This is a genomic window from Streptomyces sp. NPDC048420 (assembly GCF_040651535.1).
Lineage (GTDB): Bacteria > Actinomycetota > Actinomycetes > Streptomycetales > Streptomycetaceae > Streptomyces.
On sequence record NZ_JBEZKG010000007.1, the window covers coordinates 377851 to 391334 of the forward strand.

The following is a 13484-nucleotide window of genomic DNA, read 5'->3' on the forward strand; positions in this document are numbered from 1 at the left end:
GGGGAGCAGCGAGGCGGACATGAGCTCAGCGGCACACACATCGCTCGCGGGGCGCCTGAACAGCCTGACCATCGACGGCCGCGTGGAGGGGGACCGAGCCGTGCTCGTCCCGCGCGGAGACCTGGTGCACGGCTGCGCGGACGCCCTGGCCAGGGCCCTGAACGGGCTTCCGGACGGCATCGGCCGGGTCGACCTGGACATGGTCGGCGTCTGCTTCATGGACACGGCGGGACTGCAGTTCCTGGAGGTCCTCGACAGCTACGGCCGCCACCATCGCGTGCCCGTGACGGTGACCGGCTGGAACGGCCAGCCGCGCGGCGTCCTGGAGATGGCCGGCCTGGATCCCGAGGACCCGCTGAACGGCCCCGGGACGCACCGCGAGCCCGTGCCGTCCGTGGTGGTCCTGGAGCGCACACAGCAACTGGCCCTGCTGCGCACGGAGGTCGAGCAGCTGCGCCGGGCGATCGTCACCCGCCCGGTCATCGACCAGGCGCGTGGGGTCCTGATGGCCACCCACGCCTGTTCCCCGGACGAGGCGTGGAACGTCCTGCGGGAGGCCTCCCAGCTCTCCAACACCAAGCTGCGCAAGGTCGCCGCGATGGTCACGGCCGATGCCGGGGGCAGCGGCCCGCCGCCGACGCCCGAGCTGCGCCGGGCGCTGCGGACCGCGATCGACAGGTGTCTGAACTGACCTGGACATCGGGCGCCGGTCCGGCCGGCGTCAGTACGGCAGCAGTCGCCCCGACGGCGTCCTGCGGTCGATCTCCGGCTGCCGGGTGTCACGGGAGGACGAGGGGCGACGGCTGACACGAACACGGATCTGACGGTTCATGGCGCCCTCCTAGGGCCTGGTTTCCTGTTCCCCGACACCCCGGGACGACGGCCCGCCCTCGCGCTGCTCCCGGGGGTGGAGATCTACCCCCGGCCAGGAGAACCCATGCACGTACACCCATTCCCATAAGAGGGCATCAACCAGTCAAAACTTCCCAATGAACGCTTGTGAGCTTGTGCGGTGACGCCGATCATTGGCCGAATCCCGCCTGTACCGCTCATCCGCAGGAGCCCCTGGTGACCGCTGGCCCCATAACCTCCGAGCCGGCCGGTCCGCCGGCGGCAGCCGAGTCCGAACGCCAGAAGCTGCGCAAGCACTTCGGCCGTTTCGACATCCTGTTCTTCCTGCTGTGCACCATCGTCGGCGTGGACACCATCGGCTCGGTGGCGTCCTCCGGCGCGGAGGCGTTCACCTGGCTCATCGTGCTGGCCGTGGTGTTCTTCGTCCCCTCGGCCCTGCTGACCGCCGAACTCGGCGCCGCCTTCCCCGACGAGGGCGGCCCCTACATCTGGACCAGCCGCGCCTTCGGCCGCCTGGCGGGCGCCGTCAACAACTTCCTCTACTGGATCACCAATCCGGTATGGCTCGGCGGCACCCTGTCCGTCACCGCCGTGACGGCGTACACGACCTTCTTCAACGACGGCAAGGACCTGAGCACCCCCGCGTTCTACGTCTTCACCCTCGCCTTCGTCTGGATCGGGGTCCTCGCCGCGATCCTCTCCTTCGACGTCGGCAAGTGGATCCCCACCATCGGCGCCTGGAGCCGCTTCCTCCTGCTCGGCCTGTTCACGGTCACCGTCGTGGTCTACGGCGTTCAGCACGGCCTGCACGGATTCGGCCTCGGCGACTTCTCCCCGACGTACGCGGGCTTCGTCGTCCTGGTGCCCCTCCTGATGTTCAACTACGTCGGCTTCGAACTGCCCAGCACGGCGGGCGACGAGATGACCGACGCCCAGAAGGACGTGCCGTACGCCGTCTTCCGCAGCGCCGTACTCGCCGTACTCCTGTACGCCCTGCCGATCCTCGGCATCCTGCTCGTCCTGCCCGTCAAGGCCATTACCGGCCTCGGTGGTTTCATCGACGCGATCCGCCAGGTCTTCACGGTGTACGGCGGCCATGTCGCCGGCGACGGCACCGCGAGCCTGAGCGGCGCGGGCAGCGTGCTCGGGGACCTGGCAGCGATCCTGTTCATCCTCACGGTGCTGTCCTCGGGTGTCACCTGGGTGATGGGCTCCGACCGCGCCCTCGCCGTCTCCGGCTACGACGGCGCGGCCCCCCGCTTCCTCGGTGTCATCTCCAGCCGCTTCGGCACCCCGGTCCGCGTCAACATCCTCAGCGGACTGGTCTCCACGGCCGTCCTGATCCTGGCCCACGAACTGACCGACGGCAGCGCGGCGAAGCTCTTCGGCGCGGTCCTGGGCCTGGCCGTATCCACCACCCTGGTCAGCTATCTGGGCATCTTCCCGGCGCTGGCGGTGCTGCGCCACAAGGCCCCGGACGTGCCCCGCCCGTACCGGGCGCCCGCTCCCCTCGCCATCAGCATCGTCCTCACGCTGCTCGTCCTGTACGCCTGCGTGCAGTTGGTCGCGCCGGGGGCCCCTTTCAACTGGTTCGACCCCGCCTACGCCCCGGACGGCTGGACCCACGCCGAGCGCGGCAAGTACCTGCTGACGGAACTCATACCGCTCATCGGATTCATGCTGCTCGGCGTCCTGTTCTGGGCACTGGGCAAGCCGACCCGCACGGCCCGCACGGCCCGCACGGCCCGCACCTGACGATCGGCCGGGGTCGCGGTGGGCGAGGGCGAAGGCCGCCCTCCAGCGCGGCAGCCCACAACGGCGCCCGCGGCAGGACGAGTTCGGTGGTCAGGAGGTGCTTCATGGCCTGCCGGGCGATCGGGACGGCGGACAGCAGTCGGCCGACCGCCTTGGAGTGGACCTTGACCAGGACGTCCGCCGCCCGGCACACCTCCCGCGAGCCGATCCTCGCCGCCATCCACCCCCTTGCCCGATCTATCGAAACTCGATAGATTCCCATCGTGATTCGATGGGAGAAGAGGTCATGGGACAGCTGACCGTGCGTGCGCTGCGCGCCGTGCTGATGGTGGTGCTCGTCGGCACCGTACTCGTACAGGCATTGATGGTGTGGACGTTGGCCACCGGCAACGACCCGGAGGACGGGACGCTCCCGCTGACCGCGCTGCGCGTGATCACGGTCCTGGGCATGGTGGCGGTCCAGGTCGCCGTGGTCTGCGTAGGGCGGCTGGTGACGATGGTGCGACGCGGAACCGTCTTCTCCCACGCCGCCTTCCGGTACGTGGACGGAGTGATCGGCGCGATCGTGGCGGCCGCGCTCCTGTGGTTCGCGGTCACCGCCGTCAACGCACCCGGCCAGCGGGACGACCCGGGCGTCACCGTCATCATGGCCGGGATCGGCGTGGGCATCCTCGGCATCGCGCTGATCGTGCTCGTGCTGCGGATGCTGCTCGCCCAGGCCGTCGCACGCGATGTCGAGGCCTCGCAGCTGCAGGCCGAGCTGGACGAGGTGATCTGATGCCGATCGCCGTCGACATCGACGTGATGCTGGCCAGACGGAAGATGTCCGTGGGCGAACTCGCCGAGCGGGTGGGCATCACCCCAGCCAACCTGGCCGTACTCAAGAACGGCCGCGCCAAGGCCGTACGCTTCGCGACCCTCGCGGCACTCTGCGAGGTGCTCGAGTGCCAGCCGGGCGACCTGCTGCGCTGGGAGGCGGAGGACACCGCGGGCGGGGTGGTCCGCGCGAGCGCCGAAGCGCCGCCGGCCTCGCCGTGAGGCGAGGCGCGACGGCGCCGGGGGTTCGGTGTCAGCTCCTGGTCCACTGCTGGTTGGCGCCGCCGTTGCAGTACCAGACGTCGACCGACGTGCCGTTGCCGGTGCCCGCTCCGGCCGCGTCCAGGCAGAGCTCCGGGTTCGCGACGCTGGTCACGGAGAGGTCCGCGTTCACGTTCCACTGCTGTGCGGCCGCGCCGGTGCAGTCGGTGATGACCACGGGGTCTCCCGCCGTGGTTCCGGTGCCTCCCACCGTCATGCACTTGTTGCCGTAGACGGTGAGCTGCTTGTCCGCGGTCCAGTTCCAGGTCTGGTTGCCGCCGGCGTTGCAGTCCCAGAGGTCGAGCTGGGTGCCGTTGGCCGTGCTGAAGCCGGGCACGTCGACGCAGCGGCCCGAGGCCACACCGCGCAGGACCTCACCGGGAGGCGCGGGCGGCAGGTCGTTGACCGGCGGGGTCGTGCCGAAGCCGTAGCCCCAGCGCAGCAGCGCGACTCCGGTGGCGCTGTTGTCCACCAGGTTGCCGTCGGCGTCCAGCGACTCGATCGAGTAGGCGTCGCCGAAGCGCAGCCCGGGCCAGTACACCAGCCCCATCCCCTTGCTGCGGGCGGTGTTGGCCACGGCCGCGAGGTACGAGGTGTAGATGTTGCCGTTCCACGCGCCGTAGTTCAGGCCGATGGTCATCGGGGAGCCGGCCTCGTCGATGACGGTCCGCCCGGCGTACTTGCCGATCCGGGCTTCGAGGTCGGCGGTCCAGTCGGACTGCTGGGTGTAGCTGTTCCAGAAGCCGTAGAAGTGCAACGACAGCAGCGTTCCCCGCAGTTCGGGTGCCGCGCCGACGCCGGTGACGTTGTCGTTGTAGCCGGTACCGCTGATCACGACACGGCCGCGCGGGACGTCCTTGTGCTGGGCCAGCCAGCCACTGGTGACGGACACCCACTGGTCCAGGGTGTAGCCGTGCGGCTCGTTCATGGGCTCGAAGTAGACCCGCGGGTTGTACTTGTACTCCCGCACCACGGTGTTCCACATCGTCTTCCAGGCGGCCGTGTCGTCGACCAGCCCGTCCTTGCTGGAGTCGGCCTCCCAGTAGCTGACGATGACCTTGTCACCGGAGGCCGTGGCCGCGTCGATCGTCGCCCGGTACGACTTCCACCAGGTGGTGCCCACGCTCGCCGGGTTGATCGGCAGTCGCAGCGTGTTGGCGCCCAGGTTCTTCCTGAACCCGCTCACCATCTTCTGCGTGGTGCGGTACACGGTGCGGTAGCTGTCGGTCACCTTCAGCCCGCTCGGCACCACGGCGTCACTGGCGTAGTTGTCGCGCGGGTCGGCCCAGTTCACCCCGCGGAAGTCACTGGTACCCCCCTTCGAGGCGGGCTGCACCGGCGCGTACGAGGCGGCCGGCTTCTCGGTGGCCTGCTGGGCGAGGGCGGGGCCGGGGGCGGTCAGCAACAGGAGCGTCGCGCCGAAACCGGCCGTGAGCACACTGGCCAGTCTTCGCGACCTCGTCGGGGTCTTGGTCATGTCGTCTCCAGTGACGGGAAATCGTGGAGGGCGGAGTGCGGGTTCGTCACCTGAGCCGAGCCACGGATGAGCCAGGGTTCGTTACAGATGTCCCAGACCTGCGTAAACCAACGATGGTTACGTAACCATCGCCCGGACACTCGCACGGTGCGCGCGCCGGTGACAAGACCCGTGACGCATCCGAAACACGCCGGAAGCTCGCGGGACCCGGAGTCAGTTCACCGACGACGGGGCTGACCGGCCGATCCGCGCCCCCATGGCGATGCGCCGCGAGGGAGGCGAAAATGGGATCGGGACAGGAGCCAACCGGTCATCGGCCACGGCGTCGCCCTCGGCGCAGTGCCGGAGTGACCAGGTGACCGGCGGACTCGTCGAAGACTCCGGACGCCGCGAGCGGGAGATCAGGGCGCTCCCGCGGGTGCGGGCAGGAACACAGGTGATCGTTCATGTGCCGATGGCTCGCTTACTCGGGAACACCCCTGCTTCTCGACACCATCCTCTACAGACCGGCCCACTCGCTGATCGATCAGAGCCTCCACTCGCGACTGGGTGTCGAGACGACGAACGGCGACGGTTTCGGCGTCGGATGGTACGCACAGGAGAGCATCGGCACCCCGGCCCTGTTCACGGACGTCGGACCCGCCTGGAACAACCGCAACCTGAGGGAGCTCGCGGATCATGTCCGCTCCCCGTTGTTCTTCGCCCACATCCGGGCGACGACCGGCACCGCGGTGCAGCAGACGAACTGCCACCCGTTCCGGCACGGCCGCTGGATGTGGATGCACAACGGCGCCATCGCGGATTTCCACCTCATGCGCCGCGACCTGTCCCTGCTCGTCGCCCCCGGGCTGTACTCCGACATCGAAGGGACCACGGACTCGGAGCTGATGTTCTACCTGGCACTCACCTTCGGCCTGGACCAGGACCCGCCGGGCGCCGTGTCCCGGATGGTGGGCGTGGTGGAGCGCAGCGGCCGCGACCACGGTGTGGAGTTCCCGCTGCAGATGACGATCGGCGTGACCGACGGCGAACGCGTATGGGCCTTCCGCTACTCGAGCGAGGGCGCTTCCCGGTCCCTGTTCTACAGCACCCGCGTGGACGCACTGCGCAAACTGCACCCCGATGCGGCGTTCCTGAGGGAAGTGTCCGACGACACCCGCCTCATCGTTTCCGAACCTCTCGGCGACCTGTCCGGCGCCTGGAACGAGGTACCGGAAAGCAGCTACAGCGTCATACAGGACGGGGCGGACGACCTGTATCCCTTCGTCCCGGAACCTGCGTGACGTGGCGGGCACGTTCTTCTTACGCGTGGCCTTCTCCATGCCTGCGGCTGAAGCAGGTCCTCGATTTCGGGCAGACCGAGGTCGGGCGGCGACGTTCGTGGTTGTGGTCTCGGGCTGGGTCGGTGCCGGCAGGCGGACGGTGTTGGGGTGCGCCCGGCCCGCCATACTCCCAGGTTGGACGGCGTCGGTAGGCGCAGGGCCGACCGGCAGCCGTACCCCGCCGCAGCCAAGCCCGGCGGGGTGGTGAGATGCTCCCGCCACGCGTCGGCCGCGCGGACGTCATGGCACCGGCATCGCCTCAGTCGGCCAGCATCTTGAACGTCCGTTGGTGCCAGACGAGCGGATTGCGGTCGTCGTCGGCCATCATGGCCAGCACCCGCAGAACGATGATGTCGTGGTCGCCGGCCGGGTAGTGGTGCTCGATCGCGCATTCCAGCCAGACCGGCGCGCCCTGAAGGAAGATCGCGCCGGATGCCGCTTCCGCCGTGTCGAGGCCCGCGAACCGGTTTTCCTTGCTGGGGGACGCGAGTTGCCTGGCCCTGTCGCCGTGTTCCTCGCCCAGGACGGACACGCCGATCGTCCGAGCGCGGGACAGCACCGGCCAGGTCGTCGAACTGTGCTGCACGGCGAAGGAGACCAACGGCGGATCGGCGGAGACCCCGACGGTGAACGACGAGACGATCATGACGATCGGTTCGCCGTCGACGCGCGCCGACAGGGCGGCGACTCCTGAGGGGAACGCGGCGAACGCCCGCTTCAACTCGCCGAGATCCGAGGTGAGGGTTTCCATGGTCGTCATCGTGCGGTCCTCGTCTTCGCGGCGTCGAGCACGGTCCGGCTCCACTGCCCGGTCCAGCGGGCGAGTGAGTCATCCGTCGTGTAGGTGGAGTCGAGCTGGTAGAGGCCCTGCGCGGGGCAGGTCGCGCCGAGTTCGACGAGTACGGGTTTGAGGGTGAGTTCGGGGGCGAGGGCGTGCGCGGGTCCCGCGCCGAGCATGAGGGGCAGCGCCACCTGGCCGGCGAGGCCGGTCGCCGTGGGGAACTGGTCGAGGAAGAGCTTGAGCAGGCCGGTGTAGGTGCCCTTGTAGGTGGGAGTTGCCGCGATCACGATCTCGGCGGACCGCACCCGCTCGACGGCCGCGGTGACGTCCGGGTCACCCCAGGCGAGCAGACCGGCTCCGAGTTCGGCGACTTCGAGGACCTCGCAGTCCAGCCCGAGGGCCGCTGCGAGGCGTTCGGCGGCATCTCGGGTGCGCGAGCCCGCCTTGGGGTTTCCTATGACGGCGACAGCCTTCATCAGGCGACTCCTGTCGGTAGATGGGGAGCGGCGGCGGACGCCGCGGGAGAGTGGGCCCCTGGCCGGTCGAGCCGGAGGGACACGGAGGCGAGGAGACAGAGCAGCCCGGCGGCGGCGAGTCCGCCGAGGGTGGCGGCGTAGCCGAATCCGGCCAGGAGGACTGCGCCGGCGGCGCTGCCCAGCACCGCGCCGAGTTGCTTCACGGCGTTGAAGGCTCCCGACGCCGCCCCGACCTCGTCCGCCGCGACCGTGGTCACCGCCGCGATCGACAGTGGTGACCAGACGAACGAGTTGCCCACTCCGTACAGCGCGAAGGCGGCGGTCAGGGCGGGAATCGGCGCGTCCGTCGCGACGAGTACCGCCGAGGCCGCGATGGACAGGACGAGTGAGGACGAGCCGAGGACGGCTACGGCGCGGGGCCCGATCGTGTTGTTGAGCCGGGCCGACAGCGGAGCGCCGAGCAGGCACACCACACCCATCGGTACGAGCGTGAGTGCCGCCGCGCCCGGGGCGAGCCCGCGTTGCTGCTGGAGGTAGAGCATCAGCGGGATCATGGCCGAGCCCGCGCAGAAGGCCGCGGCGGCGCCGCCCCAGGCCGCGGTGACGAACCCGCGGCTGCGCAGCAACGAGACCGGCAGGAGCGCCCGCAGCCCGTCGCGGCGCTGCATCCACACCACGGCCACGACGACCAGCGCGCCGGCGGCGGCGAGCACCCAGCGCGGTACGCCCCACGCGTCGGCGCTCACGGCATCCGTGCCCTGGATGCCGAGGACGAGCGCGCCGACGCCGGTGGCGTTCGCGCAGATCGCCCACACCGGGATGCCCGCCTCCTGACGGGGCAGGGCGGGGACGAACGCGGACACGGCGACCATCGCGGCCACGCCGACCGGGACGTTGACCCAGAACACCGCGGGCCAGCCGCCGACGGCGACGAGCAGGCCGCCGACCAGCGGCCCGACGGCCACCGCGGCGCCCCCGACCGCGCCCCAGACGCCGAGCGCTACGGCGAGGCGCGGCGGCTGGAACAGCGCCTTGATGAGGGTGAGGCACTGCGGTGTCATCAGCGCGGCACCGACGCCCTGGACCACCCGCCATCCGATGAGTGCCTCGATGGTGGGAGCCGACGCGCACAGCAGCGACCCGAGCGTGAAGGCGGCGAGTCCGATCAGGTGGACGCGCCGGTGGCCGTAGCGGTCGCCCAGTCGTCCCGCGGTGAGCAGGGGCACCGCGTAGGCGACGAGGTAGCCGCTGTTGACCCAGATCGCGAGGGTCTCGCTGGTGTGCAGGCCGGTGATCAGCGCGGGCAGCGCGACCGAGGTGACGGTGCTGTCCAGCAGCAGCATGAAGAACCCGGCGCACAGGCTGCCGAGGGCGAGCCAGTCGCGTCGCCCGCTTGCCGCGGTCATCTCACACCGCCAGGTTCTCGCGGAGCGTGGCGCCGGGGTGGGCGGGCGCGAGGGCGCCACGGCGGCGCAGCTCGGGCAGCAGCAGCTCGCTGATGTCGTTGAAGCCGGAGGGCATGGCCAGCGGGCAGGAGATCATGTAGCCGCCGCGTGATCCGGTCGCGGCGAAGTTCTCCTCCAACGCGTCGGCCACGGTGGCGGCGCCGCCGACGACGCTGTGATCGAGTCCCGTCGCGCTGCCGCGACCGTGGGTGAAGAACTCGTCGCGGCTCATCGTGTGGTCCTCGCCGAACTCCGCGATGAGCGAGCCGATGAGACCCGCCGGGCTGGCGTTGGCCGCGACGATCTCGTCGCGCAGCTCGGCCAGTCGGAAGGAGTGCGGCAGCGTCGAGAAGTCGTACCCGGCGTTGTGCGACAGATAGGTGGCGACGGCTTCCTCGTTCCAGAACTCGTGCACCGCGTCGCGGCGGGCCCGTGCCTCGGCCGTCGTGCGGCCCACGACGACCTGCGTGGCCCACAGGATGCCCACGCGGGCCGGGTCCCGCCCCTCGGCGAGGAGTGCCTCGTCGAGCAGCTTGCGGTGGCGCTGCTGGCCCGTGAGGCTGCCACCGAAGCCGAACACCAGATCGGCGAACCGTGCCGAGGCGGCGATGCCGCGGGGCGAGTTGCCCGCCTGGACGACGAGCGGGTGGTGCTGCGGACTCGGTACCGACGCCAGCGGGCCCTTGACGGTGAAGAAGCGCCCCTCGTGGTCGATCGGGTGCACCTTCGCCGGGTCGGCGAACCGGCCCGTGTCCCGGTCCCGCACGATGGCGTCGGGTGCCACCGAGTCCCACAGCGCGCGGCAGACGGCGACGAACTCCTCCATCCGCTCGTAGCGCAGGCCGTGGTCCATCAACTCGCCGAAGCCGTAGTTCGCCGCGTCCGCGCCGCGCGTCGAGGCGACCACGTTGAAGGCGATACGGCCGCCCGTCACATGGTCGAGCGAGTTCAGCAGCCGGGCGACGTAGAACGGGTGCATGAACGTCGAGGAGTACGTCAGCCCGAAGCCGACCCTCTCGGTCACGGTGGACATCGCCGCGATGACCGGTGACATGTCGTGGCGCGGCCACTGGATGCCCCACTCCACCGCCGGCTCGATGCTCCCCCGCCAGGTGCTCGGTATTCCGCTGCCGTCGCCGAAGAACAGCATCCCGACGCCGGCGCGCTCGGCCGTCCGCGCCAGCTCCATGTACATGCGTACGTCGGGGAAGTCCCGCCCGACCCAGGAGCCCTGCCGGGCCCAGGCGCCCTCGGTGTGGGTGAAGGAGAGGTCGAAGGCGATGTGCATGCCGGTCACAGTGCTGCCTTCTTCCACAGTTCGACGACCTCGTCGGTGTCGCCGAGCACGGCCACATTGAGTCCCAACTGCACGAGTGCTGCGGCATGGACGTCGAGGTCGTAGGCGGCCGTGGCGTCCCGGGGGACGACGACGGGCCAGTCCAGTTGCACGGCGTCCTGGGCGGTCGCGTAGACGCAGCACTCGCTCGTCAGACCCACGACGGTGAGCCAGTCGCAGCCGGCCGCGCGCAGCAGCGCCTCCAGTTCGGTGCCGAGGAACCCGCTGTACGCCCGCTTGACCACGCGCGGTTCGCCCTCGGCGGGCCGCACCCGGTACCACTCGGCGCCCGGCGTACCGAGCACGCACGGCTCCTCCGGGCCCATAGGGGCGTCGTGGTCGCCCCCGCGCAGCCAGTTGCTCGACCGCCAGGGCCGCGCGGGGTCACTGCCCAACTCGACCCAGACGACGGGCACTTCGGCCGCACGCGCGGCGTCGACGAGTTCGCCGATCCGAGTGATGGCCTGGTCGAGCGCCGACAGCGCGGCATCCGTCAGGCCGTATTCCGTGAGGCACTCCGGATCGGCGAAGTCACGCTGTACGTCGACCACGACCAGCGCGGGCCTGCTGCCGGGCCGGGTGAGGTGGGCGAGTTGCCGTTCACGCAGATCTTGTTTGTCATGCAGATCTTGTCTGTCACGCGAGTCGGACATCAGGACGCCACCTCGTCACGGGCGCGCAGCGCCGGCAGCACGGTCTCGCCGAACAGCAGCATGTCCTTGTCGTACTCCGGGAAGATCAGCATGAGTCCGTCCAGGTCGGCCTCGCGCACGATGTACTCGATGTGGTCGGTGACCGTCCGCGCCGATCCGGCGACGTACGGCGTCTGGAACGCCGCCTCACCACCCGCGCCCTCGGCCCACGCGCGGGCCTGGTCCTCGGGCATGCCCCAGGTGCGGCGCATCTGGGTGAGCGCCTCCCGGTCGAGACCCGCGCTCCACTCCTTCACCTTCCGGGCGGCCAGTTCGTCGGTCTCGTCCTGGACGACGGTGAGCATCGAATAGGTCTTGCAGACCCGCCCGTTGGCCTTCGCCCGCTCGTGGACGTCCGCCGAGAGCTCCCGCATGTCGTCGAGGCTGTCGGCGGCGAGGAAGGCGCCGTCGGCGTACCGGGCCTGGAAGCGGCGGGCCTCCTCCGACCGGCCCGCGTTGATGAGGGTCGGGCGGACGGCCGGATGCGGGCGGGACTCGCAGTCGACGAGGTCGAAGTACGGCGTGTCCATGGTGACGGAGTCCTCGCTCCACAGCCGGGTGACCGCCTCCGTCCACAGCTCCGTCATGTCGTAGCGGTCCTCGTGACTGAGCCGCGGGTCCCACATGCCGAACTGCTCGAACTCCCCCGCGTAGGCGCCGTTGACGATGTTCATGCCGGCCCGGCCGCCGGAGATGTCCTGGAGGGTGGTGAACATCTTCGCCGCGATGGCGGGGTTGTGGACGTTCGCGTGCATGGTCGCCCAGATCTTGACCCGGCTGGTCGCCTCGGCGAGCGCCGACATCATCGTCATCGACTCCAGCGAACGGCCCCAGTGGTCGGTGCTGCCGCCGAAGCCGCGCCACTTCGCCATCGACATGATGAAGTCGAGGCCGATGGTCTCAGCGTGCAGGGCCGCGCGCTTGTTCCACGCGTAGTCCGCCTCGGGGTGGGGAGCGGTCGTGGACAGCATCCATCCGCCGTTCCCGATGGGGAGGAAGATTCCGTACTCTTTCGCGGGCATGTGTGCGCCTTTCGTGAGATGTCTGATCCGCGACGCGGCTACGGGGCGGGCCAGACGAGCTTGCCGCCTGCGCCTGCTCCTGCGTAGACGTCCTTGACGTAGGAGGTGTCGAACCAGCCCTCCGCCCGGGCGGCGGTCACGCTGCCGGGCACGATCTCGAACTGGTGCAGCATGTCCACGATCCCCGCGACGTTCTTGGGGTCGATGCCGCCCAGCGGCTGCCCGGGCGTCGGATGGTCCTTGACGTACTGCGTCTCGGTCTTCCAGATGGTCGTGTTCAGTTTCTTGTCGTACGTCGGTCCGGACAGCCCGGCCGCGAACCCGACGCACTCGGCGATGTGCGCCTCGCCGGCGTTGCAGTAGTCGTAGGCGTGCAGCGCCGCGCGCAGGATGTCCTCGACGGCGTGCGGGTGCGCCTTGGCGAAGGCCGGGTTCACCGCCATCGCGCCGAGCGAGCTCGGGACGCCGTAGTCGACCGGCTTCCACACCGTGACGGGGTGGCCGGCCGCCTGGAGCTGGTTGGGCTCGTTGGAGAGGAATCCCGTGAGCGCTGCGAGGCCGTCCTGCCTGCGCGGCAGCACGGAGGGGTCGTAGCCCTGCTTGACCAGCTTGAGCGAGTCCCACTTGACCCCGGCCTTGACCAGCATCGCCCTGACGGTGGCGGGGACGTAGCCCTTGTGGCCGACGACCTTGCCGTCGAGCTGCGTCAGCTTGGTGATGTCCTTGTTCGTCATCAGGACCTCGAGGCCCGCGTTCGAGTACGAGGAGATGCCGGTGATGTCGATCCCGTTGGCCCGGGCCTGGATGAGGTCCTGCTCGGCGACCGGACCCACGGTCGCCTGACCGCTGGCGAGCAGCTTGGTGTTCTGCGCCGTGTCGCCGCTGCCGGGCTTGAGGTCGACGTTCAGGCAGAGGTCCCTGAAGTAGCCGAGCTTGCTCGCGGCGACGTATTCGAGGATCGACACCGACGACTGGTACTGGTAGCCCGACAGGTAGGTGATCTTGCCGGCGGCCTTGTTCTCGGCGCAGCGCTTCGCGGAGATCGCGGAACCCGCCGAGCCCGCCGAGGTGTCGGCGGCGGAGTCCGCGCCGCATCCCGCGAGGCCGGCCGTCAGCGCGACGGCGGCGAGGGAAGTGAGGCTGGTTCTGATGAAGCGGTACGGCATGGGTGACTCCAAACTGGCGGTGGCCGCCTGGAAACGGTGCACATGAGGGCATGGGTCGCCGAGCGCCCCGCCGTTGCGGGCCA

General features: G+C 69.9%; 13 protein-coding genes. 5 read left to right on the forward strand and 8 right to left on the reverse strand.

Going from position 1 to position 13484, the window contains the following annotated elements; genetic code table 11:
• Positions 1–19: 19 nt before the first annotated feature.
• From AB0D34_RS15240 to AB0D34_RS15255, 4 genes are all read left to right on the forward strand, one after another.
• Positions 20–691 (forward strand): ANTAR domain-containing protein, encoded by a 672-nt coding sequence (locus tag AB0D34_RS15240; protein ID WP_362661577.1) that lies wholly within the window; start codon positions 20–22, stop codon positions 689–691.
• Between the two features lie 377 nt (positions 692–1068).
• A complete protein-coding gene (locus AB0D34_RS15245; protein WP_362661578.1) occupies positions 1069–2607 on the forward strand; it encodes an APC family permease in 1539 nt (512 codons plus the stop codon).
• A gap of 286 nt (positions 2608–2893) precedes the next feature.
• Positions 2894–3385, forward strand: a complete 492-nt coding sequence (locus AB0D34_RS15250; RefSeq protein ID WP_362661579.1) for a DUF2975 domain-containing protein — start codon at positions 2894–2896, stop codon at positions 3383–3385.
• Complete coding sequence (locus AB0D34_RS15255; protein ID WP_362661581.1) at positions 3385–3645, forward strand: helix-turn-helix transcriptional regulator; 261 nt, start codon at positions 3385–3387, stop codon at positions 3643–3645. The genes AB0D34_RS15250 and AB0D34_RS15255 overlap by 1 nt, the downstream gene beginning before the upstream one ends.
• Before the next feature lie 31 nt (positions 3646–3676).
• Here the strand turns inward: AB0D34_RS15255 and AB0D34_RS15260 are convergent, their stop codons facing one another.
• A complete protein-coding gene (locus AB0D34_RS15260; RefSeq protein WP_362661582.1) occupies positions 3677–5161 on the reverse strand; it encodes a ricin-type beta-trefoil lectin domain protein in 1485 nt (494 codons plus the stop codon).
• Between the two features lie 446 nt (positions 5162–5607).
• Between AB0D34_RS15260 and AB0D34_RS15265 the strand changes: the two genes are divergently transcribed.
• Complete coding sequence (locus tag AB0D34_RS15265) at positions 5608–6444, forward strand: class II glutamine amidotransferase (RefSeq protein ID WP_362661583.1); 837 nt, start codon at positions 5608–5610, stop codon at positions 6442–6444.
• A gap of 298 nt (positions 6445–6742) precedes the next feature.
• Here the strand turns inward: AB0D34_RS15265 and AB0D34_RS15270 are convergent, their stop codons facing one another.
• From AB0D34_RS15270 to AB0D34_RS15300, 7 genes are read right to left on the reverse strand one after another with little or no spacing between them, the layout of a single operon-like run.
• A complete protein-coding gene (locus AB0D34_RS15270; RefSeq protein ID WP_362661584.1) occupies positions 6743–7243 on the reverse strand; it encodes a flavin reductase family protein in 501 nt (166 codons plus the stop codon).
• Positions 7240–7740, reverse strand: a complete 501-nt coding sequence (locus tag AB0D34_RS15275; RefSeq protein WP_362661586.1) for an NAD(P)H-dependent oxidoreductase — start codon at positions 7738–7740, stop codon at positions 7240–7242. Before AB0D34_RS15275 ends, AB0D34_RS15270 begins: the two co-directional genes overlap by 4 nt.
• Positions 7740–9146, reverse strand: coding sequence for an MFS transporter (locus AB0D34_RS15280; protein WP_362661587.1), 1407 nt, complete (start codon positions 9144–9146; stop codon positions 7740–7742). The genes AB0D34_RS15275 and AB0D34_RS15280 overlap by 1 nt, the downstream gene beginning before the upstream one ends.
• A gap of 1 nt (position 9147) precedes the next feature.
• Positions 9148–10473, reverse strand: coding sequence for an NtaA/DmoA family FMN-dependent monooxygenase (locus tag AB0D34_RS15285; RefSeq protein WP_362661659.1), 1326 nt, complete (start codon positions 10471–10473; stop codon positions 9148–9150).
• A 5-nt stretch (positions 10474–10478) separates the two neighbouring features.
• Positions 10479–11174: an isochorismatase family cysteine hydrolase gene (locus AB0D34_RS15290; protein WP_362661588.1), complete on the reverse strand. Its 696-nt coding sequence runs from the start codon at positions 11172–11174 to the stop codon at positions 10479–10481.
• Positions 11174–12235, reverse strand: a complete 1062-nt coding sequence (locus tag AB0D34_RS15295; RefSeq protein ID WP_362661590.1) for an LLM class flavin-dependent oxidoreductase — start codon at positions 12233–12235, stop codon at positions 11174–11176. Before AB0D34_RS15295 ends, AB0D34_RS15290 begins: the two co-directional genes overlap by 1 nt.
• A gap of 38 nt (positions 12236–12273) precedes the next feature.
• On the reverse strand, positions 12274–13401 hold the full coding sequence (locus AB0D34_RS15300; RefSeq protein WP_362661591.1) for an ABC transporter substrate-binding protein: 1128 nt from the start codon (positions 13399–13401) through the stop codon (positions 12274–12276).
• Positions 13402–13484 lie beyond the last annotated feature (83 nt).

Excerpts from the sequence above, each read along its gene's own strand:
- AB0D34_RS15240 (WP_362661577.1), top strand. The coding sequence starts at position 20 with ATGAGCTCAGCGGCACACACATCGCTCGCGGGGCGCCTGAACAGCCTG.
- AB0D34_RS15250 (WP_362661579.1), top strand. The coding sequence starts at position 2,894 with ATGGGACAGCTGACCGTGCGTGCGCTGCGCGCCGTGCTGATGGTGGTG.
- AB0D34_RS15255 (WP_362661581.1), top strand. The coding sequence starts at position 3,385 with ATGCCGATCGCCGTCGACATCGACGTGATGCTGGCCAGACGGAAGATG.
- AB0D34_RS15260 (WP_362661582.1), bottom strand. The coding sequence starts at position 5,161 with ATGACCAAGACCCCGACGAGGTCGCGAAGACTGGCCAGTGTGCTCACG.
- AB0D34_RS15265 (WP_362661583.1), top strand. The coding sequence starts at position 5,608 with ATGTGCCGATGGCTCGCTTACTCGGGAACACCCCTGCTTCTCGACACC.
- AB0D34_RS15270 (WP_362661584.1), bottom strand. The coding sequence starts at position 7,243 with ATGACGACCATGGAAACCCTCACCTCGGATCTCGGCGAGTTGAAGCGG.
- AB0D34_RS15275 (WP_362661586.1), bottom strand. The coding sequence starts at position 7,740 with ATGAAGGCTGTCGCCGTCATAGGAAACCCCAAGGCGGGCTCGCGCACC.
- AB0D34_RS15280 (WP_362661587.1), bottom strand. The coding sequence starts at position 9,146 with ATGACCGCGGCAAGCGGGCGACGCGACTGGCTCGCCCTCGGCAGCCTG.
- AB0D34_RS15285 (WP_362661659.1), bottom strand. The coding sequence starts at position 10,473 with ATGCACATCGCCTTCGACCTCTCCTTCACCCACACCGAGGGCGCCTGG.
- AB0D34_RS15290 (WP_362661588.1), bottom strand. The coding sequence starts at position 11,174 with ATGTCCGACTCGCGTGACAGACAAGATCTGCATGACAAACAAGATCTG.
- AB0D34_RS15295 (WP_362661590.1), bottom strand. The coding sequence starts at position 12,235 with ATGCCCGCGAAAGAGTACGGAATCTTCCTCCCCATCGGGAACGGCGGA.
- AB0D34_RS15300 (WP_362661591.1), bottom strand. The coding sequence starts at position 13,401 with ATGCCGTACCGCTTCATCAGAACCAGCCTCACTTCCCTCGCCGCCGTC.